28 protein-coding genes and 1 tRNA gene are annotated in these 24232 nt (G+C 69.9%); 11 read left to right on the forward strand and 18 right to left on the reverse strand.

The features are described from left to right. From HZ992_RS01400 to HZ992_RS01440, 9 genes are all read right to left on the reverse strand, one after another. On the reverse strand, positions 1–2211 hold the full coding sequence (locus HZ992_RS01400) for a secretin GspD/PilQ domain-containing protein (protein WP_209384901.1): 2211 nt from the start codon (positions 2209–2211) through the stop codon (positions 1–3). Between the two features lie 20 nt (positions 2212–2231). Then, a complete protein-coding gene (locus HZ992_RS01405; RefSeq protein WP_209384902.1) occupies positions 2232–2804 on the reverse strand; it encodes a hypothetical protein in 573 nt (190 codons plus the stop codon). Further along, a complete protein-coding gene (locus HZ992_RS01410) occupies positions 2801–3376 on the reverse strand; it encodes a hypothetical protein (protein ID WP_209384903.1) in 576 nt (191 codons plus the stop codon). Before HZ992_RS01410 ends, HZ992_RS01405 begins: the two co-directional genes overlap by 4 nt. Beyond that, positions 3376–3918 carry a PilN domain-containing protein gene (locus tag HZ992_RS01415; RefSeq protein ID WP_209384904.1) on the reverse strand — a complete coding sequence of 181 codons (543 nt, stop codon included), beginning with the start codon at positions 3916–3918 and terminating at the stop codon, positions 3376–3378. Before HZ992_RS01415 ends, HZ992_RS01410 begins: the two co-directional genes overlap by 1 nt. Then, positions 3915–4700, reverse strand: coding sequence for a hypothetical protein (locus HZ992_RS01420; RefSeq protein WP_209384905.1), 786 nt, complete (start codon positions 4698–4700; stop codon positions 3915–3917). Before HZ992_RS01420 ends, HZ992_RS01415 begins: the two co-directional genes overlap by 4 nt. Next, positions 4678–6393, reverse strand: a complete 1716-nt coding sequence (locus HZ992_RS01425) for a GspE/PulE family protein (RefSeq protein WP_209384906.1) — start codon at positions 6391–6393, stop codon at positions 4678–4680. The genes HZ992_RS01420 and HZ992_RS01425 overlap by 23 nt, the downstream gene beginning before the upstream one ends. A 19-nt stretch (positions 6394–6412) precedes the next feature. Further along, complete coding sequence (locus tag HZ992_RS01430) at positions 6413–7519, reverse strand: type II secretion system F family protein (RefSeq protein ID WP_209384907.1); 1107 nt, start codon at positions 7517–7519, stop codon at positions 6413–6415. A 4-nt stretch (positions 7520–7523) separates the two neighbouring features. Continuing rightward, complete coding sequence (gene gspG / locus HZ992_RS01435) at positions 7524–7958, reverse strand: type II secretion system major pseudopilin GspG (protein WP_209384908.1); 435 nt, start codon at positions 7956–7958, stop codon at positions 7524–7526. 150 nt (positions 7959–8108) lie between these two features. Then, positions 8109–8729 (reverse strand): lytic transglycosylase domain-containing protein, encoded by a 621-nt coding sequence (locus HZ992_RS01440; RefSeq protein WP_209384909.1) that lies wholly within the window; start codon positions 8727–8729, stop codon positions 8109–8111. A gap of 250 nt (positions 8730–8979) precedes the next feature. Between HZ992_RS01440 and HZ992_RS01445 the strand changes: the two genes are divergently transcribed. The 4 genes from HZ992_RS01445 to HZ992_RS01460 all read left to right on the forward strand — a co-directional run bounded on the left by HZ992_RS01445 (position 8980) and on the right by HZ992_RS01460 (position 10641). After that, complete coding sequence (locus HZ992_RS01445) at positions 8980–9648, forward strand: response regulator transcription factor (RefSeq protein WP_209384910.1); 669 nt, start codon at positions 8980–8982, stop codon at positions 9646–9648. Between the two features lie 63 nt (positions 9649–9711). Continuing rightward, a complete protein-coding gene (locus HZ992_RS01450) occupies positions 9712–10131 on the forward strand; it encodes a hypothetical protein (protein WP_209384911.1) in 420 nt (139 codons plus the stop codon). Positions 10132–10196: 65 nt separating this feature from the next. After that, a tRNA-Met gene (locus HZ992_RS01455) sits at positions 10197–10273 on the forward strand. A 101-nt stretch (positions 10274–10374) separates the two neighbouring features. Beyond that, entirely contained in the window at positions 10375–10641 is a 267-nt protein-coding gene (locus HZ992_RS01460; RefSeq protein ID WP_209384912.1) for a DUF3297 family protein, read from the forward strand. An 11-nt stretch (positions 10642–10652) separates the two neighbouring features. On the opposite strand, the gene HZ992_RS01465 is transcribed toward HZ992_RS01460, so the two are convergent. The 6 genes from HZ992_RS01465 to HZ992_RS01490 are packed head-to-tail and all read right to left on the reverse strand — an operon-like array spanning position 10653 to position 13974. Further along, positions 10653–11414 (reverse strand): ABC transporter permease, encoded by a 762-nt coding sequence (locus HZ992_RS01465; RefSeq protein ID WP_209387008.1) that lies wholly within the window; start codon positions 11412–11414, stop codon positions 10653–10655. Between the two features lie 2 nt (positions 11415–11416). After that, positions 11417–12349, reverse strand: a complete 933-nt coding sequence (locus HZ992_RS01470; protein WP_209384913.1) for an ABC transporter ATP-binding protein — start codon at positions 12347–12349, stop codon at positions 11417–11419. Continuing rightward, a complete protein-coding gene (locus HZ992_RS01475; RefSeq protein WP_209384914.1) occupies positions 12328–12636 on the reverse strand; it encodes a 2Fe-2S iron-sulfur cluster-binding protein in 309 nt (102 codons plus the stop codon). Before HZ992_RS01475 ends, HZ992_RS01470 begins: the two co-directional genes overlap by 22 nt. Next, positions 12633–13103, reverse strand: a complete 471-nt coding sequence (locus HZ992_RS01480) for a pyridoxamine 5'-phosphate oxidase family protein (RefSeq protein WP_209384915.1) — start codon at positions 13101–13103, stop codon at positions 12633–12635. The genes HZ992_RS01475 and HZ992_RS01480 overlap by 4 nt, the downstream gene beginning before the upstream one ends. Before the next feature lie 47 nt (positions 13104–13150). Continuing rightward, positions 13151–13492: a hypothetical protein gene (locus tag HZ992_RS01485; protein WP_209384916.1), complete on the reverse strand. Its 342-nt coding sequence runs from the start codon at positions 13490–13492 to the stop codon at positions 13151–13153. Positions 13493–13503: 11 nt separating this feature from the next. After that, positions 13504–13974 carry an anthrone oxygenase family protein gene (locus tag HZ992_RS01490; RefSeq protein WP_209384917.1) on the reverse strand — a complete coding sequence of 157 codons (471 nt, stop codon included), beginning with the start codon at positions 13972–13974 and terminating at the stop codon, positions 13504–13506. 92 nt (positions 13975–14066) lie between these two features. Between HZ992_RS01490 and HZ992_RS01495 the strand changes: the two genes are divergently transcribed. Continuing rightward, positions 14067–14594, forward strand: coding sequence for an SRPBCC family protein (locus HZ992_RS01495; protein ID WP_209384918.1), 528 nt, complete (start codon positions 14067–14069; stop codon positions 14592–14594). A 33-nt stretch (positions 14595–14627) separates the two neighbouring features. On the opposite strand, the gene HZ992_RS01500 is transcribed toward HZ992_RS01495, so the two are convergent. Further along, the gene (locus HZ992_RS01500; protein ID WP_209384919.1) at positions 14628–15893 is read right to left on the reverse strand and encodes a putative Ig domain-containing protein; all 1266 of its coding nucleotides are present in this window, start codon (positions 15891–15893) and stop codon (positions 14628–14630) included. Positions 15894–16035: 142 nt separating this feature from the next. Between HZ992_RS01500 and HZ992_RS01505 the strand changes: the two genes are divergently transcribed. The 3 genes from HZ992_RS01505 to eno are packed head-to-tail and all read left to right on the forward strand — an operon-like array spanning position 16036 to position 19270. Further along, entirely contained in the window at positions 16036–16968 is a 933-nt protein-coding gene (locus HZ992_RS01505) for a ketopantoate reductase family protein (protein WP_371816772.1), read from the forward strand. After that, positions 16965–17978, forward strand: a complete 1014-nt coding sequence (locus tag HZ992_RS01510) for a phosphotransferase family protein (protein WP_209384921.1) — start codon at positions 16965–16967, stop codon at positions 17976–17978. The genes HZ992_RS01505 and HZ992_RS01510 overlap by 4 nt, the downstream gene beginning before the upstream one ends. Continuing rightward, positions 17975–19270 (forward strand): phosphopyruvate hydratase, encoded by a 1296-nt coding sequence (gene eno / locus HZ992_RS01515; protein ID WP_209384922.1) that lies wholly within the window; start codon positions 17975–17977, stop codon positions 19268–19270. The genes HZ992_RS01510 and eno overlap by 4 nt, the downstream gene beginning before the upstream one ends. Positions 19271–19279: 9 nt before the next feature. On the opposite strand, the gene HZ992_RS01520 is transcribed toward eno, so the two are convergent. Beyond that, complete coding sequence (locus HZ992_RS01520; protein WP_209384923.1) at positions 19280–20914, reverse strand: BamA/TamA family outer membrane protein; 1635 nt, start codon at positions 20912–20914, stop codon at positions 19280–19282. A 225-nt stretch (positions 20915–21139) separates the two neighbouring features. On the opposite strand from HZ992_RS01520, the gene HZ992_RS01525 reads away from it, so the two are divergent. Together HZ992_RS01525 and HZ992_RS01530 are read left to right on the forward strand one after the other, a co-directional pair. Next, a complete protein-coding gene (locus HZ992_RS01525) occupies positions 21140–21730 on the forward strand; it encodes a helix-turn-helix domain-containing protein (RefSeq protein WP_209384924.1) in 591 nt (196 codons plus the stop codon). After that, the gene (locus tag HZ992_RS01530) at positions 21727–22281 is read left to right on the forward strand and encodes a GNAT family N-acetyltransferase (protein ID WP_209384925.1); all 555 of its coding nucleotides are present in this window, start codon (positions 21727–21729) and stop codon (positions 22279–22281) included. The genes HZ992_RS01525 and HZ992_RS01530 overlap by 4 nt, the downstream gene beginning before the upstream one ends. Here the strand turns inward: HZ992_RS01530 and HZ992_RS01535 are convergent. Further along, complete coding sequence (locus tag HZ992_RS01535) at positions 22278–22898, reverse strand: TetR family transcriptional regulator (RefSeq protein ID WP_209384926.1); 621 nt, start codon at positions 22896–22898, stop codon at positions 22278–22280. The genes HZ992_RS01530 and HZ992_RS01535 overlap by 4 nt on opposite strands. Positions 22899–22997: 99 nt before the next feature. Here HZ992_RS01535 and HZ992_RS01540 point away from each other — a divergent pair, with 99 nt between their 5' ends. Next, the gene (locus HZ992_RS01540) at positions 22998–24221 is read left to right on the forward strand and encodes an efflux RND transporter periplasmic adaptor subunit (RefSeq protein WP_209384927.1); all 1224 of its coding nucleotides are present in this window, start codon (positions 22998–23000) and stop codon (positions 24219–24221) included. Positions 24222–24232 lie beyond the last annotated feature (11 nt).

Below are 24232 nucleotides of genomic sequence, written 5' to 3' on the forward strand. Positions count from 1 at the left end.
TCAGCCTTCGTCCGGTGCCACCGGCGGCGGCGGCGGGGGTGCGGTGCCGGCGGGGGCGCTGGGCGAAGAAGGCGCCATTGCGCGGCCCGGCTGGACGGAAGCAGGTGCGGGGCGTCGCTGGTTGGTGCCCGGTGGCGGCGAGCTGCCGGTGCCGCCAACCAGGGGCAGGCCGCTGCCGACGCCGGTGCCTGCGCCCGTCGTGGCGGCCGTCACCGTGCCGGTGCCCTGGCCTGCTGCGGTGGCGCCTCCCGCACCCGCTGGCGCGGCGCCGCCCGCCGGCGGAGTCGACAACTCCATCGGGGCGCGGCTGGCGTTGAGGATGGTGCTGCCGCCGGCCCCGCCGGCCTTCGGGCCGGTGGCCGGCTGAGCGGCCGCGGCCGCGCTACCGGCGGCGCCGTTGGAGGGCGCCAGCGCCGGCATGTCGGCTGCGTTGCCGCCGCGCGCCGCGCCGATCGGGTCAAGGCGCAGCGGCTTCTCGCGCACGATGTTCTCGGTGCCCGACCAGACGTCGCCGTTGCGTGCCTCGGGCAGTGTCTGCGGCCGGATGATGTGTGGCGTGATCGACAGCACGATCTCGCTCTTCGTCGCGTTGCCGTTGTTCGACGAGAACAGCCGCCCGGCCACCGGCACCTGGCCCAGGCCCGGCACCTTGCTCGCGGTGCTGCGGTCCTGGTCGTTGATCAGGCCGGCGAGCACCTGGGTCTCGCCGTCCTTCAGGCGCAGCGAGGTCTGCGCGCTGCGCGTGCCGATCTGGTAGGCCTGGCCCGAGTCGGTGGTGATCGTCTTGGCGATGTTGCTCACCTCGAGGTTGATCTTGATGCCCACGTCGCCGTCGGCGTAGACCTGCGGCTCGACCTCCAGCTTGATGCCGACGTCGATGTACTGGATCGAGCCGGTGATCACCGAGGACTGCCCGGCCTGCTGCGGCGTGATCAGGTTGGTGATCACCGGCACCTTGTCGCCCACCAGGATGCGCGCCTTCTCCTTGTTGCGCGTGCGGATGCGCGGGCTGGCCAGGATGTTGGTCTCGGTGTCCTGCAGCATCAGGTTCAGCGCCACGCCGAGCTGCGAGGTGACGAGGTCGTTGCGCGTGAGCGCCTTCAGGTCGCCGATGGTCCGGGCATTGGCCGGCGTGGCCACGCTGAACGCGTCGGGCCACTTGATGCCCAGGTTGGACATGCGGTCGACAGACACCTCGAGCACCTGCACCTCGAGCATCACCTCGGGGTCGGGCACGTCGTTGGCCGCGACGAGCTTCTCGGCCACCGCGATCGCGTCGGCGGTGTCGCGCATCACCAGCGTGTTGGTGCGCGCGTCGGTGACGATGTCCTTGGTCTTGAGCAGCGACTTGATGATGTTGGCCACGTGCGCCGCGTCGATGTTGCTGAGCTGGAAACTGCGCACCTTCAGCTCGTTGTATTCCTTCTGCTTGGCCGCCACCGCGGGGTAGACGAACAACGTGTTCTGGTTGAGCACGCGCTTCTCGAGCTGGTTCTGCAGCAGGATCAGGTCGATGGTGTCCTCCACCGACGCGTCCTTCACGTAGATCGTGGTCTTCAGGTCGCTCTTCACGTCGCGGTCGAGGATGATGTTCACGTTCGCCGTGCGCGACAGCGCTTCGAACACCATCTTCAGGTTGGCGTCGCGGAACTGCAGCGTCACCGGCTTGCGGAAGGCGCTCTGCGCGAGTTGCGCGCGTTCGCGCCCGGCGCGTTCGCCCTCGAGGCGCTCGTCCAGCGCCTTGAGCTGCGCGGCCACGGCGGCGTTGCCGGGCAGGTCCTTCTGCGCCCGGCGCAGCACGTCGCGCGCCGGGTCGGTCTGGCCGGCCTTGAGCATGCGCTCGGCCTGCTGGATCGCCGCCTCGCCCTTGCGCTGATCGTCGAGTTGCATCAGGCCGCGCTGGGCGCGCTCGCTGCCTTCGTCGAGCTGCAGTGCTTCCCGGTAGCGCTGGATGGCCTCGTCGACCCGGCCCGCGGTGCGGGCATCGTCGGCACGGCGCAGCACGGCCTGCGTGGCCAACTCGCGCTGGGTCAGGAAGTCGATCCGGTAGCGGGCATTGCCCGGGTCCATCTCGCTGGCCTTGCGCAGGTTCTGCAGGCCCTGCGCGACCTTGCCTTCGTGGAGCTGCTGCAGGCCATCGGAGTGCATCGACTGGGCGGCGCAGCCGGCCAGCAGCAGGGCTGCGGCCAGGGCGACGAGGCGTCGCGCCATGAATCGGTGTGCGGGTGACATCAGGAAGTTCCTCCCGCCACGACGAGCTTGAGCGTGACGTTGTTCTGGACGTGGGTGAAGACGAGCTCCTGCCCGGAGATCGCGGTGAGCTTGTAGCCGCCTTCGAGCGTGTCGCCGACGCCGGCCACCAGCAGCTTGTCGCCGAGCGACAGGAAGACGCGCGGCTTCGCCTTCGTGCCTTCGTCGAGCATGCCGACGAAGCGGTAAGGCAGAGTGGGTGGCGGCGGAGGCGGTGGTGGCGGCGGCGGCGGCGGGGGCGGTGCCGGCGGGGGCGGGGGCGGGGGCGGTGGGGGCTTGAACCATTCGCGCGCGGCGAAGGCGTCGTCCCCCGGAGCGGCTTCGATGCGCGGACGAGGTGCCGGGCTGGCATCGGCCACCCGGGTCGCCGGGGTGACCTGGGAAATCGCCCCAGCGCCGGACTCCGTCGCGGCTGCAGGCGGGGGCGCCGGCTTGCGCGCCATGCCGGGGGCCACCGCGCGCGCGGACCCATCGGGCCCGCCATTCAGCATGATCCAGGCCGACCACAGGCCGACCGCGGCCGCGCTGGCGAACAGCAGCGGGCGGCGCTTCACGGTGTCTCCTCGCTGTAGAAGAGCACCAGGCGTGCGGTGGCCTGGAGTTCCTTGGCCTGCGCCGTCGCGCGCTCGATCTGCAGGCTCTCGAGTGCCGAGTGCGGCAACTCGTTGAGCACTTCCGCCACGAAGCGCCGCACGCCCGCATAGCTGCCGGTCAGCGGCAGCGTGGCTTCCACGCGCGTGAGCGCTCCGGCGGTGGCCGCACCGAGCGAGTAGTCGGCTCGCTCCAGGCCCAGCCCGGCGCGCTGCGCGGCGCTGACCAGCCACTCGAGATCACGCCCGCGCTGCCGCGTGGACGGCAACTCGCCGCTGGGCAGGGGCGGGCGAGCCGAAGCCTCGACGGCGCGCGACGCCGGGGCGCTGGCCAGTGCGGCCCAGCGCGCCTCGAGTCGCTGTGCATCACGCTGGAGCATGGGGCGCAGCTGCCATTGCACGAGCACCGCACCGGCCAGCAGCGCCAGCCCGGCCCAGGCCGGCCAGCCCAGGTGCCGGCGCCATGCGAAGGCCAGCGTCTGCGCGCGGACCAGAAGACGCTGTCTGCCACGGAGCCAGTCGAACCGGAGCTTCATCACGAAACCTCCTTCGCCGCACTGGCCGTGGTGCGCCATCCGGCCTGGATGACGAAGCGCAGCGGCTGGCCGGGCGTGTCGCGCTCGGACTGCTGCGTGGTCAGGGCCACGTGCATGAGGCGCGGGTCTGCCTCGAGTTCGCGCAGGTAGGCGAACAGCGCCGCGGTGTTGCGGGCCTGGCCGGTGACGCGCACCAGGCCGGCCTTGGCGTCGGGTTCGAGCTTGAGCAATCCGATGTCGTTCTTGCCATGTTCCTCGAAGGTGGCGAGCAGGTCGGCCCAGGGCGCACGCAGCTCGCCCGCGACGCGCGTGGCCTGTGCCAGCCGCACACGCTCGGCCTCGGTGAGCTTGCGTGGGGCAGGGGGAAGCAGGCGCGCCGCACGCTCGTTGACCTGCGCGAGCCGGTCGCGGTTGTCGCGCTGCAACTGCCAGGCCGACGCCGCGGCGGCCGCCAGTGCCACGGCAGCGATCGTGCACAAGGCGATGCCGGCCCAGGGGCGCGGCGCACGGGCCAGGAAGTCCAGGCGGGGCAGCGGCTTCATGCAGGGCTCGCCGCATCAGAGGCCGCCGCGACCTGCGGCACCACGGCTTCGCGCGAGAGCAGCGTCCACTGGTGGCCGCGCGCAAGCCGTTGCCAGAGTTCGCACTGGGCCGCGGAGCGGCAGACGAGCCACAGCGGCTCCGGGCTGCTGCTGTGGATTCCGCCCTGGAATGCGAGCAGGCGTTGCTCCACGAGGCGCTGCGCGCGCGTGTCGCAGCGGTCCCAGATCAACTCCTCCAGCGTGCCGCCAGCCACGCGCAGCAGCGTCATGCCCTCGTCGCGCAGCACCGCGATGACCGCGTCGTCGCCGACATGGCCCGCGATCGCCTGAAGGTCGTCCAGCAGCGCCAGCTCGACGTGGGCCAGCCGCACGCCGGCCTGAGCCAGCGCCTGCTGCCAGGCCTGGAGGTCGGCCGGCTCGATGGCCGCGGCCAGCCAGCCGGAGCGACCGGGCAGCGACACCACCTGGACCACCAGGTCCTGCCGGCCCAGCGTCTGCACGAAGTGGGTTTGCGCTTCCCGCTGTGCCGTCGGCCAGTCCGCGCTGGCCGGCCGCAGCGACAGGTACGCGAGTTCGTCCGGCACCAGCAGGCGCGCCTGGCGTGGCAGCGCGGCCGCGCCGTCTTCCTGCAGTGCCTTGAGCGCCTGCGGCAGTGCCACGCCGATCGAGCCTTCGGCATGCGCTTCGTGCACGACGCGGCGAGACCAGGGCGCCAGCACCTGCGCGACGCAGCTGCCGCGTGTCAGGCGCAGCAGCAGTTCACTCTTCCACGGCTGTGACACGGTTGGCCTCTTCGAGAGTGGTCTGGCCGGAGGCCACGAGTTCGAGCGCGGCTTCGCGCAGCGTGCGCAGGCCGCGCTCGCGGGCGGCCTCGCGCAACACGGCCGGGCTGGCACGTTCGGCGATCAGGCTTCGCAGGCCGACGTCCATGGCCAGGGTCTGCGCGATCGCATGGCGGCCCTTGTAGCCGGTGCCGCGGCAGTGCGCGCAGCCGATGCCGCGCCGGAAGTTCCAGCCCAGCAGGATGTCGGGCAGCGCGCTGGCCTCGATGAGCTCGGCATCGGGCTCGTCGGGCGCGCTGCACTGCGGGCAGATGATGCGCACCAGGCGCTGGGCCACCACGCCGTTGAGCGCGGAGACCAGGTTGTAGGGATCCACGCCCATCGTCGACAGGCGTCCGATCACGTCGAACACGTTGTTCGCGTGCACGGTGGCGAACACCTGATGGCCGGTCAGCGCGGCCTGGATGGCGATCTGCGCCGTCTCGGCGTCGCGCATCTCGCCGACCATGATCTTGTCCGGGTCGTGGCGCAGGATGGAGCGCAGGCCGCGCGCGAAGGTCAGGCCCTTGGCCTCGTTGACCGGGATCTGCAGCACGTCGGGCAGCTGGTACTCGACGGGGTCCTCGATCGTGATGATCTTTTCCTGCCCGGTGTTCACCTCGGACAGCACCGCGTACAGCGTGGTGGTCTTGCCACTGCCGGTGGGGCCGGTGACCAGCAGCAGCCCGTAGGGCATGGCGCCGAGCTTGCGGATGAATCGCGCGTTGTCGGCATCGAAGCCCAGGTGCTCGATGTTCAGCGTCTCGTCGGCGGACAGCTGATAACGGTCGAGGATGCGCAGCACGGCGTCTTCGCCGTACAGGTTGGGCATGATGGACACGCGCACATCGATCGCCCGGCCGCCGTAGCTGAGCTTCAGGCGGCCGTCCTGCGGCACGCGGCGCTCGGAGATGTCGAGATCCGCGAGCACCTTGATTCGCGAGACCACGCGGTCGGCGAAGTCGCGTCCTTCGGGCCGGGCCACGGCCTGCAGCACGCCGTCGAGCCGGTACTTCACCGCCAGGCCCTTCGCAGCGCATTCGAGGTGGATGTCGCTGGCCTGCGCCTTCAGCGCGTCGTACAGCGTGCCGTTGACGAACCGAACCACCGGGCTCTCGTCGGTGCTGATGCCCGCCAGCGAGAGCTTGAGCACGTCTTCCGCGTCCGCGACACCGTGATTTGAATCGTTCGCTGCCTGGGTGGAGCCATCGAGTGCGCGTGTCTCGCGTTCCAGGCGTGCGTAGAAGGCCGCAACGTCATTGGCGCCTGCCACGTACCAGACCGAAGGCGGGTGGCCGGCAGCGCGGATGCGCGACTCGAGCCACATGCGGGTGCCGTCGTCGAAGGGATCGGCCAGCACCACGTGGCGCAGCTCGCTGCCGTCGCGCAGCACCACGCACAGGCGTTGCTGACCCTGGCTGAAGGGCACCAGCTCCGTGTCGGCCTGATCGGGCTTCCAGTGCGTGAGGTCGGCCAGCGTCAGGCCGCTGCCCTCGCTGAGCCAGCGCTTCATCGCCACGTCGCGAACCTCGGGCCGCTCGTTCTTCAGCAGCTTGCGGGCTGCGGCGAAACGCTGGCCGAGCCGCGCGACCATGTCCTGGGCCAGGCGTGCGGCGTCGCTGTCGGGCGGGGCGGTGGTGGATGTGTCGCTCATGGTCGGTGCCTCTTGCCCTTCAGCGGATGCTGCTGGCCATCTGGAAGATCGGCACGTACATCAGCACGACGATGCCGCCGACCACCACGCCGATGGTCAGCATCAGGATCGGTTCGATCAGCCGGCCCAGGCGCTCCAGGCCACGCTCGAGCAGCGCGTCGTGCACGTCGGCCACGCGATCGAGCGCGGCGTGCAGCTGGCCGGTCTCCTCGGCCACGCGCAGCACGCGCCAGGCCAGGGTGTCGAGCAGGCCGGCGTCGTGCAGCGACTGCGCCAGCGGCGTGCCGGTGGAGGCGGCAGCCAGCGCCCGGTCGAGCCGCGGCTGGTCGGACGACGCCACCAGTTCGCGGCACATGGCCAGCGCCTTCAGCGCCGGTACGCCGGAGCGGATCAGCATGGCGCCGCTGCGCGCGAGCTGCGACAGGCCGAAGCTGCGCACGTAAGGCCGCATCCAGGGCAGCCGCACGGTCTGCTGCAGCACCCAGCCGGCCAGCTGGCCGGCGCGCGCCTGGCGCCAGAGCATCCAGGCCAGCGTGCCGAGGGCTGCGGCCAGGGTCAGCCAGATCGGCAGCTGGACCTCGTGCATCGCCTTGCCGAGGTGGATCAGCGCGCGCGACAACGGTGCGATGTCCTGCGCCGCGTTGTCGAGCACCAGCGCGAAGCGCGGCACCACGTAGACGAGCAGGAAGAGCACGACGACGAAGGTCACGCTGATCAGCAGCGCAGGGTAGACGCAGGCCGACACCAGCCGGCTGCGCAGCACGCGGATGCGCGCGGCGTTGGAGGCAAAACGCTGCAGGCTGTCGCCGAGGTCGCCGGTGAGCTCGCTCGCCTTCGCACAGGCCAGCAGCGGCACGCCGAAGGCTCCGGTGGCCTGCATCGCGCGTGACAGCGATTCGCCGCGCTGCAGCGACTGCAGCACCTCGCGCACCGGTTCGGCGGCGTTGCCCGCGCCCTGCTCGGACAGCGTGCGCAGCGCCTCGATCAGGCTCAGGCCCGAGCGCAGCATCAGGCTCAGGTCGTGCGCGAACTGCTCTTCGTCGACAAGGACTGCGGCGCGCGCTGCCGGCACCGGCGCGTTCGGCGCCGCAGGCACGCCGGCGCGGGGAGTCGGAAGCTCGATCATGCCGCTACCACGAGACCACGTCCGCGGCCTCGCCCTCACCACCGGGCTGGCCGTCGGCACCCAGGCTGACGAGGTCGTATTCGCCATGCTGCCCGGGGCGCTTGTAGACGTAGGCGCGGCCCCAGGGGTCGTCCGGCACGTCGCGCTTCAGGTAGGGGCCCTGCCAGCGCGCGGCCTGTTGCGGCGCGCTGCGCAGCGCCAGCAGGCCTTGTTCGGAGCTGGGGTACTGGCCGACGTCGAGCCGGTACTGGTCGAGCGCCTGGCCGAAGGATTCGATCTGCGCCCGCGCGACCTTGGCGTTCGACTTGCCGATCTGCGCGAAGTACTGCGGCGCCACGATGCCCGCCAGCAGGCCGATGATGACCATCACCACCAGCAGCTCCAGCAAGGTGAAGCCGCGCGCGATCGCCGCCTTCGATGCCTGCTCCGGACCCGTCATCGCCGCACCCCTTCGTGTTGCGAGGCGGCAGTCGCCATGACTGCCTCGCCTGTGCAAAACGATTCTTGGGGCAGGGCTTAACCAGCGCTTAAGTCCGATGCACCCTACCGCGATGGGGAACCCCTGAAGCGCGGGGGAGGGTCTGTCCGATCAGGGATTCGCCGCGCCTGGCGACGCGCCGCGTGCGGCATGGGCCAGCACCTTCGCGACGTATTCGCGCGTCTCGGGGTAGGCCGGGATGCGGCGCCCCGCGCGCATCACGGCGCCCTCGCCGGCGTTGTAGGCGGCCAGGGCGAGGGACAGGTCGTTCTCGAACAGCGTGATGAGCTGGCGCAGGTAGGCGGCGCCGCCATGCAGGTTGTCGTGCACCGCGAAGACGTCTTTCACGCCGAAGCGCCGCGCGGTGTCGGGCATCAGCTGCATCAGGCCGCGTGCGCCCTTGGGCGAGACGGCGCGCGGATCGAAGCCGGACTCGACGGCGATGACGGCGGTCAGCAGCGACTCCGAGACATCGTGGCGCCGGGCCGCTTCACGGATCACGGGTGCCAGGGTCGGCGGCGTGCTCCGCGCGGCCGGCATCGTTCGGGCCGGCGTTGATGGTGCGGACGGCTGCGGCGCGAGCGGCGGGCTCGGCGGCGCCTCGGCAGCGATCAGCAGGAGGGGTGTCTCGCCGGACGAGTGATTGCTCAGCACCACGCTGCCGCCATCGCCTGCGCCCGTGTAGATCTGCGCCTGGGCCAGCACACAGCTCAGACCGGCTCCGAACGTCATGACCTGACGCAAGAAGGCATGGAGCACGGGGCGGCGCGCTGCGCGGTGGGTGGACATGGTGGAGGCCCATTGAAGCGCATGGCGCCTGGCGCCCCAACGGGGATGCGTCCCCGCATGCACTGGGGACTGCCCCTCGCCCCCTGCATCCAGGGGGCGGGTTGCGGGCGGGGTCTCCCCGGCCTGGGCGGTGCCGGGCTGGATCGCGGCTGGTCTAATACATCTTGTCACTAACCCCGAGATCCGAACCGAAATGCGCTTGTTGCTGGCGGAAGACGACACGGCACTCGGCCGCGCCACCTGCGTCTACATGATGCGGGATGGGCATGCCGTCGACTGGGTCACCAACGGGAACCAGCTGATCGAGCTCACCGGGAAGTTCGACTACGACTGCGTGCTTCTCGATCTGGGCCTGCCCGAGCTCAGCGGGCGCGACTGCCTCGTCAACATGCGGTCGCGCGAGCTCACCACGCCGGTGATCGTGACCACGGCGCAGGGCTTTCGCGACCACCGCATCCACCTGCTCGACCTCGGCGCCGACGACTACCTGGTCAAGCCTTACGACCTCGCGGAGCTGTCCGCCCGCGTCAAGGCGATCGTGCGCCGGAGCCAGGTGGTGAATCCGCCGGCACAGACTCAGCAGTCCTTCGGTCCGCTGACGCTCATGCCGGCCAGCAACTCGGTGCTCTGGCACGGCAACACCGTCGTTCTGACGGCCAAGGAGTTCCGCGTGCTCGAGGCGCTGCTGCAACGACAGAACCGCATCGTGACGCGCCAGCAGCTCGAGGCCGAGATCTATGGCTGGAACGAAAGCGTGGGCAGCAATGCCATCGAGGTGCACATCCACCACCTGCGGCGCAAGATCTCCGGCGAGCTGATCCAGACCGTTCGCGGCGTGGGTTACCAGGTGGGCACGCTGTGAGGCATCGTGGTCAGCGCAATATGTCACGCGCACTTGCGGGCGTCCGGCGGCAGAATGTCCTTCATGAGTGTCATGGACGCACCTGATCCCCTGCCGAGCGCCGAGCCGGCGCGCGCGGCCGATCCCGCCGAGTGGACCCGCGTGCGAAGCCCCGCCAAGGACCAGGACCGTGTGCTGCAGAGCCAGACGCACGTGTGGCTGCGCAAGATCCCCTCGGCCATCCATCCCAAGCACCTGTGCCGCTACTACCCGCGCATCGCCAACCGGCTGGCGCTGAGCTGGGGCGACAAGTCGAAGGTCGAGCAGATCTTCGAGGATCTGTTGCACGACCGCCGCGGGCAGCGCAAGGGATTCTCAGAGCGGGTGCGCGTGGAGATCGAGCGGCTCGAACGATTCCACGCCCGCAAGCTGCACGTGAACTACCCGCCGCTGATGGTCGTGCGGCACCGGCGCGTACCTTCCGCCGGGCCCGATCAGGCCTGATTCTGATTCGTGCAGGCTCAGCGGCCCTGCGCGACTCTCGGCTGTGCTATACTTGCAGGCTCAGTCGCGAGGTGGAGCAGTCTGGTAGCTCGTTGGGCTCATAACCCAAAGGTCGCAGGTTCAAATCCTGCCCTCGCAACCACCGAATACAAGAGACCACGGGCCGGAAGAGCCGAAGTGAAACGCCAACCGGAAGGTTGGCGTTTTGCTTTGTGTGCAGGCCTTTCGAGGACGGACTCCGCGATGAACGACACCACCCCGGCGACTCCGCCGACCGAGCGCCCCGCGCTGCCTGACCGCCTGTCGACCGACCCGCGCAGCCCATATCACGTGGCCGCGGTGTTCGAGCATGCCATCGGCATCCGCCTGAACGGCAAGGAGCGCTTCGACGTCGAGGAGTACTGCCTCAGCGAAGGCTGGGTCAAGGTGCCCTCGGGCAAGACGCTTGATCGCAAGGGCCAGCCCCTGCTCATCCAGCTCAAGGGCAAGGTCGAGGCCTTCTACCGCTAGCCCGCTTGCCGCTAGGCCTTCAAGCGGTAGCCGGTGCGGAAGATCCATGCCACGACACCCAGCGAGGCCACCAGGAACGCGAGCGTCATTCCTACGCTCAGCCCGAGGCCGACATCGGCCACGCCGTAGAAGCTCCAGCGAAAGCCGCTGATCAGGTACACCACCGGGTTGAGCAGCGCCACGTTCTGCCAGAAGGGCGGGAGCATGTCGATCGAGTAGAAGCTGCCGCCCAGGAAGGTCAGCGGCGTGACGATCAGCATCGGCACCACCTGCAGCTTCTCGAAGCCGTCGGCCCAGATGCCGATGATGAAGCCCAGCAGGCTGAAGGTCACCGCGGTGAGCACCAGGAACACCAGCATCCACACCGGGTGCTCGACGCGCACCGGCACGAACAGCCATGCCGTGGCCAGGATGATCAGCCCGAGCAGCACCGACTTGGTGGCCGCCGCGCCGACGTAGCTCAGCACGATCTCGAAGGTCGATACCGGCGCCGACAGCAGCTCGTAGATGGTGCCGGTGAACTTGGGGAAGTAGATGCCGAACGAGGCGTTGGAGATGCTCTGCGTGAGCAGGGACAGCATTACCAGGCCCGGAACGATGAAGGCACCGTAGCTGACGCCGCCGACCTCGGGGATGCGCGAGCCGATGGCCGCGCCGAAGACGATGAAGTACAGCGAGGTGGACAGCACCGGCGAGACGATGCTTTGCATCAGCGTGCGCCAGGCCCGCGCCATCTCGAAGCGGTAGATGGCACGCACGGCGTGCAGGTTCATGCTCATGCGGCAGCCTCTTCCTTCAGCAGCCCGACGAAGATGTCCTCGAGCGAGCTCTGCGTGGTGTGCAGGTCCTTGAAGACGATGCCCAGCGCACCCAGGTCCTGCATGAGCGTGACGATGCCCACGCGGTCGCCCTGCGCATCGTAGGTGTAGGTCAGCTCGGACCCGTCGGCCGACAACGTGAGCCCGTCGGAGGCGAGCGAGGGTGGCAGCTGCGCGAGCGGTGTCGCCAGCTGCAGCGTGAGCTGCTTGCGGCCGAGCTTGCGCATCAGCGCGTCCTTTTCCTCGACGAGGATCAGCTCGCCCTTGTTGATCACGCCGATGCGGTCGGCCATCTCCTCGGCCTCGTCGATGTAGTGTGTGGTCAGGATGATCGTCACGCCGGTGGCGCGCAGTTCGCGCACCAGCTGCCACATGTCGCGCCGCAGGTTGACGTCGACGCCGGCGGTCGGCTCGTCGAGGAAGAGCAGCCGCGGCTCGTGCGAGAGCGCCTTGGCGATCATCAGCCGGCGCTTCATGCCGCCGGACAGCGTCATGATCTTGTTGTCCTTCTTGTCCCACAGCGACAGCGCCTTCAGCACCTTCTCGATGTGCGCCGGATTCGCCGCCTTGCCGAACAGTCCGCGGCTGAACGACACGGTGTTCCATACCGACTCGAAGGCGTCGGTGGTCAGCTCCTGCGGCACCAGGCCGATCAGCGAGCGCGCGGCGCGGTAGTCGCGCACGATGTCGTGGCCGTCGACGGCGACGCTGCCGGTGCTGGCGGTGACGATGCCGCAGACAATGCTGATCAGCGTCGTCTTGCCGGCACCGTTGGGGCCGAGCAGCGCGAAGATCTCGCCGCGACGGATGGCCAGGTCGACGCCCTTGAGCGCCTGGAAGCCCGAGGCGTAGGTCTTGGAGACGCCGGCTACGCGGAGGATGTCGTGCATGGGGGCGAGGATAGCGGTTGCCAGAGAACCACGTCGCTGTCGGCCAGCGCCACGCAGGGCAGCACCCAGCCCTCGGCCTTCTCCTCGGCCGACAGTCCCGGCCAGTCGATGCGGTGGTGCACGCGGCCCTGCAACACGCGGGCGATGCAGCTGCGGCAGGTGCCGTTGCGGCAGGCACTGGGCAGCGCCGCGCCGTCGCGCAGCGAGGCCTCGAGCAGGCTCTGGCCGGGGGCCACCGTGAGCGTGCGGCCGAGCGGCTCGATGCGCAGCGTGAATGCGCCGCTCATGCGCGCAGCCAATCCTCCAGCGCCGGCCCGACCAGGCTGTAGGCGCGCCCGAAGCCCGCCACAAGGCGCGCCGACACCGGCTGCAGCGTGACGATCGAGAAGTCGCCCAGCTCGAACATCGGCGCCGCTTCGGGGAATCGCGCCAGGTAAGCGCCACGGGCCGTCTCGTAAGCGGCTCCCTCGCGAGGCAGCATCGCCGCATCCGCTTGCAGCGCCACCCGCGGCAGAGCCTGCGGCATCGCGTCGTCAGGCTCGGCCATCACCAGCAGGCTCACGCGCGGATGCTCCTGCATGTCGCGGGTGTGCGTCGCCAGTGCGCTGACGTGGATGAGCAACGAGGTGCCGCCGCGCGGCAGCACGAAGGGCACCATCGACACGGCCGGCTCGCCGCGGTGCAGCGTGCACAGCGCGGCCACCGGCCGCCTCTCGAGCAGGCGGCGCAGCATCCGGGCGGTGTCGTCATCCATGGTGTCGGCAGGGAGGGTTCGCGGGCATCCTAGCGCGGCAGCCTCGATCACGCCTGCCACACCGCATAGCCCGCCTCGCGCAGGCCGATGGCGAGTTCGACCTCCATCTCCTTCGCGGCTTCGTAGGGCATCGGGTTGTAGACCTCGTACAGCGCCGGCAGCAGCCGCACGCCGTACTCGAACACGAAGCGGTTGGCCTGGATGCCGGCCTTGTGCTTGTCGAAGCGCAGGTCCGGGTCCAGACCCGTCATGCCGACGTAGACGCAGGGCTTCTCGAGGCGGTGCTCGGGATTGGCCTTGCGGAAGCGGGGTTCGTTCCACACGCGGTCGGACAACTCGACCACGTAGACGTGGTGATGGTGGCGTTTCGCTCGCGGGCGGGTAGCCAAAAGTGGATCGCCTAGACCGTCAGCGCCAGGCCCGCGCAGGCCGCTGCCGCCAGCGAGGCGAGCGTGCGCACGTGGTTCCAGAGCAGCCACTCGCGCACGTAGACCGGCCAGTACGCCGCCGCCCCCCGCGATTCGGCGTCCAGACGGGCCAGGCGCTCGTTGCGCGGCACGTTGAATGCCGCGGTCACGCCGAAGGAGCCGAGCAGGTAGGCGATGCCTGCCGCGAACAGCAGCAGCGAGCGTGTCGCGCCCCAGGGCCAGAAGCCGGCGAAGATGCACACCCCGGCCAGCACCGCCGTGCCGACGAACAGGCCCATGAAGAGCGGGTTGAGCACCACCACGTTGATGCGCTGCATCGCGGCGACGCCCTGCTCGGGCGGCAATTGCGCCAGCGCCTTCATCACGAAGGTCGAGAAGGCCAGGAACACGCCGCCGATGAGGCCGGCGCCCAGGCAGACCAGAAGCGGCAGGCTGTCGAGCATCGGTGTCGATTCTCGGGCCCGCCGTTCGTCGTCGCAACAGGCTGCAATCCCGGCAGCCCCGCCACTGCGATCATTTCCGACCGAGGAACCCCATGTTCAAGACCCTCCTGCTCGTCATCGCCGCGGCCGTGGCCGCCGTGCTGCTGTACGCCGCCACCCGGCCCGACAGCTTCAGCCTGCAGCGCAGCACCACGATCAGCGCGCCACCGCAGAAGATCCATGCGCTCATCAACGACGTGAAGGCCTTCAACACCTGGAACCCCTTCGCGCTGAAGGACCCGGCGATCAAGCTGCGCTACGAAGGCCCGCCCAGCGGCCCGGGAGCCGCCTACGCCTGGGAGAGCGAAACCGTCGGCGCCGGCCGCATGGAGATCATCGAGGCCGCGGCGCCCAGCCGCGTGGCGATGCGGCTGGACTTTGAGAAGCCGATGAAGGCCAGCAACCGCGTCGAGTTCCGTCTGCAGCCGATGGGTGCGCAAACCGAAGTGACCTGGGCGATGAGCGGCCCGATGCCCTACCTGTCGAAGCTGATCACGAGCTTCGTCAGCATGGACAGGATGGTCGGTCCCGACTTCGAGGCCGGACTGGCGAACCTGAAGGCGGCGGCAGAGAAGGGCTGAGGCGAACCGACGCGGGGCCGACGCGCAAGAGACTCAGTTGACGACGATGTCGACACGAGTGGTCGAGGTGTAGTCGAAGCCGTTGCGTCGGGTGGTCAGCACCACGGTGATATCCATCTGGTCACCGAACGTCAGCGGAGTGCCACCCGTTCCGTACAGCCGTCCGGTCGCCGGATCGATGTTCATCCAGGCGCGAATCACGGTACCCGAGCCGGGTGTCGGGATCATGCTGTAGGAGTACTGGTCACCGGTCAGCCCATCGCTGACTGGCAGCGGCGATATCGAAAACGCCATGCCGTCGAACACGTTGTAGTTGGCGTCCTGATAATTGAAGTAGGGTCCTGTGACGGACCAGTTCAGCGTGCCAGAAAACGCGAAGACGGTGCTTTGGTCAGGCAGTTGAACCGTCTGCGTCACCGATGGCGTGTACTGGCCGGCCGTCGTCGGCCGACCCGAAAGTGTACCGGTCTGCGCGTCGATGGTGACGCCGGGTGGAGCTCCCAGCAGGCTGTACGTGACAGTTGCACCGGCAACCGGGAAATAGTTCGAGTTGGCCGCGAGCGACACCACGTCTCCCAGTACGGAACTGCAGCAACTGCCGTAGTCGAGAGTCAGTGCCGGCTCCACCGCCGCGATACGGACAGTCGTTGCCGCGGTGATGAAGGTCGTGCCCTGATGCGTGATGCTCAGTTCGACCTGGAAGGTTGAGATGCCGAAGACGGTCGGCGTGCCGCTGAGCCTGCCGGTGGCAGGATCGAAGCTGGTGCCTTGCGGCACCGCACCCGACACGATCCGGTATTGCACGACGTCGCCAGCAGGGGCGACATACAGATCGGCAAAAGGCGAGGTGCTCGCGCGCACGGTTGTCAGGCCATTCAAGACACGGCCCAGCGGCACGGTCTGATCGGCTCCAGCGACGTTGTCGGTGACCGCGGAGAGTGCCGGTGCTGCCACCTGAAGCGTCACGGGTGCGCTGACGGAACCGCTGTAACCGCTGACCGTCAGAACAATCGAGGCGTTGTACGTCCCTACGGCTGAGGGTGATCCGATGAGGGTGCAGCCTGGACCGATGGAGACTCCAGGAGGCAAAGCGCCGGAGGCAACGGCGCAGGTGGGGGTGTTGGCCCCGAGTCCGTTGAGCAGAGGGTTGATGGCCAGAGCCTGAAACAAGGGCACCACCGCGCCGCTGTAGTTGAACTCGACGGCCAATGTCTGCCCGCCCCCTCCGCCTCCGCAGCCGGGGAGCACAAGAAGAGACGCCAGCACGATTCCGGCGAGTGATCTGAGACGGGTCGGCAAGATGCTCTCCTGGGTGGTTGGCGTTACGCCGAACTTCGATCTGATCATTGTGCTTCGACCTCGAGCGCATTGCATACTGCAGATCCCTTTCCTCCAGCCTTTCGGGGCCTCTCGAGCTGTGAACCCTACGATCCGTTCCACCGTGGTCGTCGGCGCCGGTGCCGTCGGCAGCTTCTTCGGCGCGATGCTGGCGCGCGCCGGCCATCGCGTCACGCTGATCGGCCGTGCGCCGCACGTGCAGGCGATCGTTCGCGACGGGTTGCAGTTGCACATGGGCGGGCAGGTGCAGTCCGTGCCGATGGCCGCGACCACCGAACTCGCCGCCGTTCGCGATGCGGATCTGGTGCTGTTCTGCGTGAAGTCCACCGACACCGAAGCGGTGGCGCGCGAGATCGCGCCACTGCTGGCCGACGACGCCTTGGTGCTGAGCCTGCAGAACGGCGTGGACAACGCGGCGAGCATCGCGCGCCAGGTGCGGCAGACGGTGGTGCCCGCCGTCGTCTACGTGGCCACTGCGATGCCGCAGCCGGGCGTGGTCCAGCACTTCGGCCGCGGCGATCTGGTGATCGGCCCGCTGAATGCGCGCGACGCGCACGACGCCGCGCTGCAGGCGCGACTGCAATCGGTGGCGGAGCTGTTCGCCACCGCCCAGGTGCCCGTGCGCATTTCGCCGGACGTGACGGGCGAGCTGTGGAGCAAGCTGATGGTCAACTGCGCCTACAACGCGATCTCGGCGCTGGCTCAGCAGCCCTATGGACGCATGGCGGCGCTGCCGGCCATACGCGAGGTGCAGCACGCGGTGGTGCGCGAGGTGGTGGCGGTGGCGCAGGCCGATGGCCAGTCGCTGACGCTGCCGGCCGCGCTCGAGGCGATGGAGCGCATCGCTGTCGCGATGCCGGCGCAGTTCTCGTCCACCGCGCAGGATCTCGCGCGCGGCAAGCCGACAGAGATCGACCACCTCAACGGCTACGTCGCGCGGCGCGGCGCCGAGCTCGGCATCGCCACGCCAGTCAACCAGACGCTGCATGCGCTGGTCAAGTTGGTCGAGGCCGGGCGCGCCGCGTCGGCGGCATGAGCGACGCCGGCCAGCCGCTGCCCGACGAGTTCGTGCAGGCCCTGCGCGAATTGGGCCTGGCCGATGATGAACCGCTGACCGGCGAACCGCTGACCGGCGGCGTCTCGTCCGACATCTGGCGCATCGACACGGCGCGCGGCCCGGTGTGCGCCAAGCGCGCGCTGGCCAAGCTGCGCGTGGCCGCCGACTGGCGCGCGCCCATCGTGCGCAACCAGTACGAGGCGCGCTGGATGGCGGTGGCGCAGCAGGCGTCGCCCGGCAGCGCGCCGCGCCTGCTCGGCCAGCACCCGGGGCTGGGCGTGCTGGTGATGCAATGGCTGCCGCCGGCCGACCACGCGCTGTGGAAGCAGCAGCTCCGCGAGGGCCATGGCGACCTTGCGACGGCGCAGGCGGTCGGCCGCATGCTTTCGTGCATCCATGCGTTCTCGGCCGCGCGGCCCGAGCTGGCGGCACAGTTCGACACCGACCGCATCTTCTACGACATCCGACTCGAGCCCTACCTCGTGGCCACCGCGGTCAAGCACCCGGACCTCGCGCCGCAGTTGCACGCGCTGGTGGCGCAGACGCAGTCGCATGCGGTGGCGCTGGTGCATGGCGACGTGAGCCCGAAGAACATCCTCGTCGGGCCGCAGGGGCCGGTGCTGCTGGATGCCGAATGCGCCTGGTGGGGCGACCCGGCCTTCGACCTGGCGTTCTGCCTCAACCACCTGTTGCTCAAGTGCCTGTGGACCCCGGCGGCCCGCGAGGCCTTCCTGGCCTGCTTCGACGCGCTGGGCTCTGCATACCTGGCTGGCGTCGACTGGGAGCCGCGCGAGGCCATCGAGCAGCGCGCCGCGCGTTTGCTGCCCGGCCTGCTGCTCGCGCGGGTCGACGGCAAGTCACCTGCGGAATACATCACCACGGACGTGCAGCGCGAGGCCGTGCGGCGCTGCGCCAGGGCGCTGATCCAGGCGCCCGTTTCGCGCCTGGCCGACGTGGGCGCCGCCTGGCGCCGGGAGATCGAACGATGACGACGAACCGCATCCGCGCCGTGCAAGGCCGCCGCGTGTGGGACAGCCGCGGCCGCCCGACGGTGGAGGCCGAGGTGCATCTCGAAGGTGGTGCGATCGGCCGCGCCATCGTGCCTGCAGGCGCCAGCAAGGGCACGCGCGAGGCGCTCGAATTGCGCGATGGCGGCGAGGCCTTCGGCGGCCTTGACGTGCAGCGTGCCGTGGCCCACGTGAACGGCGAGATCGCGCACGCGGTGATGGGCCTGGCCGCCGACGAGCAGGTGGTGCTCGACGAGCGGCTGATAGCGCTCGACGGCACGCCGAACAAGCAGCGCCTGGGCGCCAACGCCACGCTGGCGGTGTCGATGGCGGCGGCGCATGCGGCGGCTGCGGCGCGCGGCCTGCCGCTGTACCGGCACCTGGCCGGCGAGGGCGAGGTGCTGCTGCCGATGCCGCAGGTGCAGATCTTCGGCGGCGGTGCGCACGCGGGCCGGCGCGTCGACATCCAGGACTTCATGGTCGTGTGCCCCGGCGCCAGCAGCTTCACACAGGCGATCGAGTGGACGGCCGAGGTCTACCGCCATGCCGGCGCGCTGATGCGCTCGCGCGGTGCGCTGGCCGGTGTGGCCGACGAGGGCGGCTGGTGGCCGGCCTTCGACAGCAACGAACAGGCCCTCGAGGCGCTGCTCGCCGCCATCGAGGCCGCCGGCTTCGTGCCGGGCGCGCAGGTGGCGATGGCGCTGGACATCGCGGCCAGCGACTTCGGTCGCGGCGGCCGCTACACCCTGGGCCTGGAGCGCCGCGAGCTCGACAGCGACGGCCTCATCGAGATGCTTCTGCGCTGGTGCGAGCGCTTCCCCATCGCCAGCATCGAGGACCCGTTGGCCGAGGACGACCCCGTCGCCTTCGCGCGCTTCACGCGTGCCGTGGGCCAGCGCCTGCAGGTGGTCGGCGACGACTTCCTCGTCTCCGACGCCGCGCTGCTGCGCGAAGCGTCGGCCGCCGGGGCCGCCAATACCGTGCTGCTCAAGCCCAACCAGCGCGGCACGCTCACCGAGACGCTGCGCTGCCGCGAGGCGGCGCGCGAGCGGGGTTACGCCACCGTCGTCTCGGCGCGTTCCGGCGAGACCGAGGACACCAGCATCGTCGACCTCGCCATCGGCTGGCGCGCCGGCCAGCTCAAGGTGGGCTCGTTCGCGCGCAGCGAGCGCCTGGCCAAGTGGAACGAGGTGCTGCGCATCGAGGAGCGGCTGGGCACGCAGGCGCGGTTCGCCGGTGCGGGCGTGTTCGGACGCAATCCGACGGCGCGCTGAGCGGCCGCGTCAGAAGCTCGTCTTCGTCTTGACGAGGAACTGCACCTTCTTGATGTCGGGCGTGGTGTTCAGCGGGAAGGCCAGGTCCATGTGCAACACGTTGCTGAACGCCGAGCGGGCACTGACGATGCGCAGGCCGACGCCGGCGTTGCTCAGCCAGCCGGGGTTGGCGGCGTTGATGTTGTCGCCGCCCCAGGCGCGGCCCAGGTCGAAGAAGGCGGCCCCGCCGATGCGGAACAGCTGCCAGACGTACAGGTCGGTGTAGAAGCGCTCCTCGACGGTGAACAGCGCGCGCCGCGTGCCGCTCTGGTAGCGCAGCGGATAGCCGCGCAGGCCGTTGTCGCCGCCGAGCTGCAGCAGGTCGGGCTGGTCGGGGCGCACCAGCGAGTCGCCCGAGGCGCCGGCGTAGAAGAGCCAGCGCCTGCCTTGTGGCAGGTAGTACTGCGCCTGTGCCCCCAGGCGATGGCGGCGCACGCGACCCTCGGCCACCTGGCCGGAGATGGAGGCCGCCGCGATCAGCGTGTGCTCCGGCAGCGGCTCGAAGCCGCGGCTGATCGATCCCGAGTACAGCCAGGCATTCAGCGTGGAACCCAGCGCGGTGGAGGCGCGGCCGATCTGCATCTTCGACGCCAGGCCGAGCGCGAAGAACTCCGGCCGGCCGATCAGGTTGCGGTTCATGGCGCGGTCGAAGCGGTCCTCGACCAGTTCGTAGCGAGCGAAGGGTGCGACCAGCTTCTCGTCGGCAGGCAGCTGCGCCGGCGCCACCTGGCCGGGCTCGAACGCGTGGCCGTCGTTCTCATAGCTCAGGCCCAGCGAATAGCGCTGCACCCAGCCGTCGACCAGCCCAGCCGACCAGCCGCCGAACACCTCGGCCTTGTTCTCGCGGTGCCGGTAGGCGCTGGCCACGTTGCCGGCGTTGTAGACCGAGTCGATGCGGTCGTCCTTCGAGGCGCTGACACCGGCCGCCCAGCGGGCGTCGAGTTCATAGAAGGGCCGCGTGACCGACAGCGCCGTGCGCTTGCCGTCGCTGTTCGACGCATGTTCGAAGTTCACAGCCGCCAAGGTGCCGAAGGCCCTCGAGTTGGCAAACTGGAATTCGGTGCTGGTTCGGTCGACGTCCTTCGATCGGCCCAGGCTGATCGAGGTGCCCGTGCCGAGCACGTTGTACTCGCGCAGCTTCAGGCCGCCGGTGTTCGTACCGCCCGAGCGCCCGGCGCTGAAGCCGGGGTCGAGCGACCAGGTGTCACGCGTGACGACCTCGATGTCGACCACGCCGTCGTGCACCGCCAGCGGCAGGAAATGCACGTCGTACAAGTAGCGGTTGCTGCGCAGCAGGCGCTCGGTTTCCTCGATCAGCCGCACCGACACAGGCTCGCCGGTCTTGAACAGCAACTGGCGCTCGATCACGCTGGGGCGCGTCAGGATGTGCAGCTTGTTGGCCGTGCGGAACAGCCAGTTGTCTTCCTTCGGATCGCTGGTGTCGAAGATGTCGCGCACGGCGATGCGGATCTCGCCAATGCGCGCCCCGGCGGCCTCCAGTTCGGCGAACGAGGGCAGCGGCGCCGTCGGCTCGCCCGCCATCGCGGGAAAAGCCGCGCCGAACGCTGCCGCCGCAGCCAGGATCAGCGAACGAAGACGAGACACGGGGCGATGCCTCAAACCGGGCCTCGGGGGTGCAGCAACATGGGCGGACTGTCTCAGGCGATGCTTGACGGAGCCTTAACGACCCATCATCTCCGAGCAGACCCTGGGGCGCCAGCCTTGCCCGGGCACATCCCGGGGGCATCGCGGCGCCGCATGAGCTGGATCAAGGGGCCGCTGCGCCAGCTCGGCAGTAGACTGGATGCGAGAATCCAGTAAACTGGAAGCATGGACGTCAATGCCCGCATCAGCCGCCGCGTGAAGGAACTGCGAGAAGCCCGTGGCTGGTCGCTCGAGGCGCTGGCCGAACGAAGCGGCGTGAGTCGCTCCAACATCTCGCTGATCGAGCGCGGCCAGAGCAGCCCCACCGCCACCGTGCTCGACAAGCTCAGCGCCGGGCTGGGCGTCACCCTCGCGTCGCTGTTCGAAGGCGCCGCGGCGCGCTCGGCCGATCCCTCGCCGGTGGCGCGCGTGGCCGATCAGCCGCTGTGGTCGGATCCCGCCTCCGGCTACCGGCGCCGCAATGTCTCGCCGCCGCTGCGTTCGCCGCTGCAGCTCGTCGACGTGGTCTTCCCGGCCGGGCAGCGCGTGGCCTACGAGACCGGCGCGCGCGAGACCGAGGTGCACCAGCAGGTCTGGATGATCGACGGCGTGATGGAGCTCACGGTGGGCGATGCGCAGTGGCGTCTGGGCGCCGGCGACTGCCTGGCGATGCGGCTGGACCGGCCGATCGTCTACCGCAACCCGACGCAGCGTGACGCGCGTTACCTCGTGGCGCTCGTCACGCTGCCTTTCGTTCCCGACAGGAGGCCCGCATGAAGGTTGGACTGACCGACGGCTACCGCGTGCGACGCGTCGGCGCCGACGAGGCGTTCCGAGGCATCGAGCCGCTCGCCGAGGTGCTGCTCGACTGCGTCGAGGGCGGCGCCTCTGTGAGCTTCATGTGGCCCTTGCCGCGCGAGCGCGCGCAGGGCTTCTGGCGCGGCGTGGCCGAGGGCGTGGCGCGCGGCGAACGCGCGCTGCTGGTGGCCGAAGATCAGGGCGGTGAGATCGTCGGCACGGCGCAGCTGATCCTCTCGCAGCCGGACAACCAGCCGCACCGCGCCGACGTGGCCAAGATGCTGGTGCACCGCCGCGCCCGGCGCCGCGGACTCGCGCAGCGCCTTCTGTCGGCACTGGAAGACGAAGCCCGCCGCGAAGGCAAGACCGTGCTGGTGCTCGACACCGTGACCGGAGGCGACGCCGAGCGCCTGTATGCGCGTGGCGGCTGGCAGCGTGTGGGCGTGATCCCGAACTACGCGCTGATGCCCGATGGCCGGCCCTGCGCGACGACCTACTTCCACAAGCCGCTGGCGATCCAGGCCAGCTAGGCCTTCGCCTGAACGCCGCGCAGATAGGCGTCGATCGCCTGCTCGCCGACGCGGGCGAGGTCGAAGGCCGTCGGGTCGAGCATCCAGTTGCTGATCAGCCCGTCGATCAGCGACTGCATGCCCAGCGCCGCCACGCGCGGCGAGACCGAGCCCGTCCACGCATGCCGCCGCGCCGCGCTGCGAAAGCCGCGCTCGACGTTGTCGACGCGGCCGCGCAGCCCGTTCAGGCGCCGCTCGCGCACACCGCGCAGCGCATTGCCGTGCTCCACCTTGAACAGCGCGATCTCGAACACGCGGCGCGCCTGCGGGTCCTTCACGGTGGCGCGCAGCGCGGCCAGGAAGCTGCCGCGGATCTGTGCCACCGGGTCGTCGAGCGCGCGCTCGCCGCTGCGAAGAATCTCGCTTTCCAGCGGCAAGGTGACGCGGTTCATCATCGCGTTGAACAGGTCGGCCTTGTTGCGGAAGTGCCAGTACACCGCGCCGCGCGTCACGCCGGCGGCACGGGCCACCTGCTCCAGCGAGGTGCGCGACACCCCGCGGCGATGGAACTCGCGTTCCGCCATGTCGAGGATGCGTTCGCGCGTGCGCTGCGCATCGGCCTTGGTGCTGCGAGCCATCGGGATTTCAACGGGTCGGCGACATACATTCACTCACGTATGTATAGTAGCTGCACCGCGTGCGGCGCCGGGAGGCGCCGACCGAAACAAGGGGAAAACATGTCAGCGTGGCGGCGGTTCGGTGTCGAAATCCTGGTGATCGCTCTCGCGCTGCCCCTGGCCGCCTGCGGCCCGAAGCCGGCAGCGACGCCGCCAGCCGCGCCGCCGCCGGCTGAGGTGGGCGTGGTCAAGGCCGAGCCGGCCAGCGTCGGCCTGGTGACCGAACTGCCGGGCCGCACCGAGGCTTCGCGCATTGCACAGGTGCGCGCGCGGGTCGCCGGCATCGTGCAGCGCCAGCTGTTCCGCGAAGGCAGCGACGTGAAGGCCGGCCAGCCGCTGTTCCGCCTCGACGATGCGCCCTACCGTGCCACGCTGGCCAGCGCACAGGCGGCGCTGGCGCGCGCCGAGGCCAACGTGATGCAGACGCGCGCGCAGGCCGAGCGCTACAAGCCGCTGGCCGAAGCCAACGCGATCAGCCAGCAGGAGTTCATCGTGGCGCAGGCCGCCTTCAAGCAGGCCGAGGCCGACGTGGCTTCGGCCAAGGCGGCGATGCAGACGGCGCAGATCAACGTCGGCTACGCCGCCGTCGCCTCGCCGATCTCCGGGCGCATCGGCCGCGCGCTGGTCACCGAGGGCGCGCTGGTCGGCCAGGGAGAGGCGACGCAACTCGCCGTGGTGCAGCAGATCGACCCGCTGTATGTCAACTTCACGCAGCCCGCGGGCGAGGTGATGCGCCTGCGCGCGGCGATCGCCAGCGGTGCCTACACGAGCGCCGGCAGCGCCGGCTCGGTGGCGGTGACGGTGCTGCTGGAAGACGGCAGCGTCTACCCGCTGCGCGGCAAGCTGCTGTTCAGCGACCTGTCGGTCGACCCCAGCTCCAACCAGATCACTCTGCGTGCCGAGGTGCCCAACCCGAAGGGCGCGCTGCTGCCGGGGCTGTACGTGCGTGTGCGCCTGGAGCAGGCGCAGGTGCCCTCGGGCATCCTGCTGCCGCAGCAGGCGGTGCAGCGCGGCAGTGCCGGCGACACGGTGATGGTGGTTGGCGCCGACGGCAAGGTCGCCGCGCGGCCGGTGAAGGTCAGCCTCGGGCAGGGCAGGCAGTGGGTCGTGCTCGACGGCCTGGCCGCAGGCGAGCAGGTGGTGGTCGAGGGCTTCCAGAAGATCCGCCCGAACGCCGTCGTCAAGCCGGTGCCGTGGCTGGCCCCCCCCAGCGGCGCCGCGGCCCCGGCCGCAACGGCGACACCGGCGGCGAGCGCCGCCGCCTCAACGCCGGCCGCGCGCTGAGGAGCAGCGGC

This window comes from Rhizobacter sp. AJA081-3 (genome assembly GCF_017795745.1).
In the GTDB taxonomy this organism is placed as follows: domain Bacteria; phylum Pseudomonadota; class Gammaproteobacteria; order Burkholderiales; family Burkholderiaceae_C; genus Piscinibacter.

Coding starts and splice junctions, on each gene's coding strand:
- HZ992_RS01400 (WP_209384901.1), bottom strand. CDS start 2,211: ATGGCGCGACGCCTCGTCGCCCTGGCCGCAGCCCTGCTGCTGGCCGGC.
- HZ992_RS01410 (WP_209384903.1), bottom strand. CDS start 3,376: ATGAAGCTCCGGTTCGACTGGCTCCGTGGCAGACAGCGTCTTCTGGTC.
- HZ992_RS01415 (WP_209384904.1), bottom strand. CDS start 3,918: ATGAAGCCGCTGCCCCGCCTGGACTTCCTGGCCCGTGCGCCGCGCCCC.
- HZ992_RS01425 (WP_209384906.1), bottom strand. CDS start 6,393: ATGAGCGACACATCCACCACCGCCCCGCCCGACAGCGACGCCGCACGC.
- HZ992_RS01430 (WP_209384907.1), bottom strand. CDS start 7,519: ATGATCGAGCTTCCGACTCCCCGCGCCGGCGTGCCTGCGGCGCCGAAC.
- gspG (WP_209384908.1), bottom strand. CDS start 7,958: ATGACGGGTCCGGAGCAGGCATCGAAGGCGGCGATCGCGCGCGGCTTC.
- HZ992_RS01440 (WP_209384909.1), bottom strand. CDS start 8,729: ATGACGTTCGGAGCCGGTCTGAGCTGTGTGCTGGCCCAGGCGCAGATC.
- HZ992_RS01445 (WP_209384910.1), top strand. CDS start 8,980: ATGCGCTTGTTGCTGGCGGAAGACGACACGGCACTCGGCCGCGCCACC.
- HZ992_RS01450 (WP_209384911.1), top strand. CDS start 9,712: ATGAGTGTCATGGACGCACCTGATCCCCTGCCGAGCGCCGAGCCGGCG.
- HZ992_RS01460 (WP_209384912.1), top strand. CDS start 10,375: ATGAACGACACCACCCCGGCGACTCCGCCGACCGAGCGCCCCGCGCTG.
- HZ992_RS01465 (WP_209387008.1), bottom strand. CDS start 11,414: ATGAACCTGCACGCCGTGCGTGCCATCTACCGCTTCGAGATGGCGCGG.
- HZ992_RS01470 (WP_209384913.1), bottom strand. CDS start 12,349: ATGCACGACATCCTCCGCGTAGCCGGCGTCTCCAAGACCTACGCCTCG.
- HZ992_RS01475 (WP_209384914.1), bottom strand. CDS start 12,636: ATGAGCGGCGCATTCACGCTGCGCATCGAGCCGCTCGGCCGCACGCTC.
- HZ992_RS01480 (WP_209384915.1), bottom strand. CDS start 13,103: ATGGATGACGACACCGCCCGGATGCTGCGCCGCCTGCTCGAGAGGCGG.
- HZ992_RS01490 (WP_209384917.1), bottom strand. CDS start 13,974: ATGCTCGACAGCCTGCCGCTTCTGGTCTGCCTGGGCGCCGGCCTCATC.
- HZ992_RS01495 (WP_209384918.1), top strand. CDS start 14,067: ATGTTCAAGACCCTCCTGCTCGTCATCGCCGCGGCCGTGGCCGCCGTG.
- HZ992_RS01510 (WP_209384921.1), top strand. CDS start 16,965: ATGAGCGACGCCGGCCAGCCGCTGCCCGACGAGTTCGTGCAGGCCCTG.
- eno (WP_209384922.1), top strand. CDS start 17,975: ATGACGACGAACCGCATCCGCGCCGTGCAAGGCCGCCGCGTGTGGGAC.
- HZ992_RS01525 (WP_209384924.1), top strand. CDS start 21,140: ATGGACGTCAATGCCCGCATCAGCCGCCGCGTGAAGGAACTGCGAGAA.
- HZ992_RS01530 (WP_209384925.1), top strand. CDS start 21,727: ATGAAGGTTGGACTGACCGACGGCTACCGCGTGCGACGCGTCGGCGCC.
- HZ992_RS01535 (WP_209384926.1), bottom strand. CDS start 22,898: ATGGCTCGCAGCACCAAGGCCGATGCGCAGCGCACGCGCGAACGCATC.
- HZ992_RS01540 (WP_209384927.1), top strand. CDS start 22,998: ATGTCAGCGTGGCGGCGGTTCGGTGTCGAAATCCTGGTGATCGCTCTC.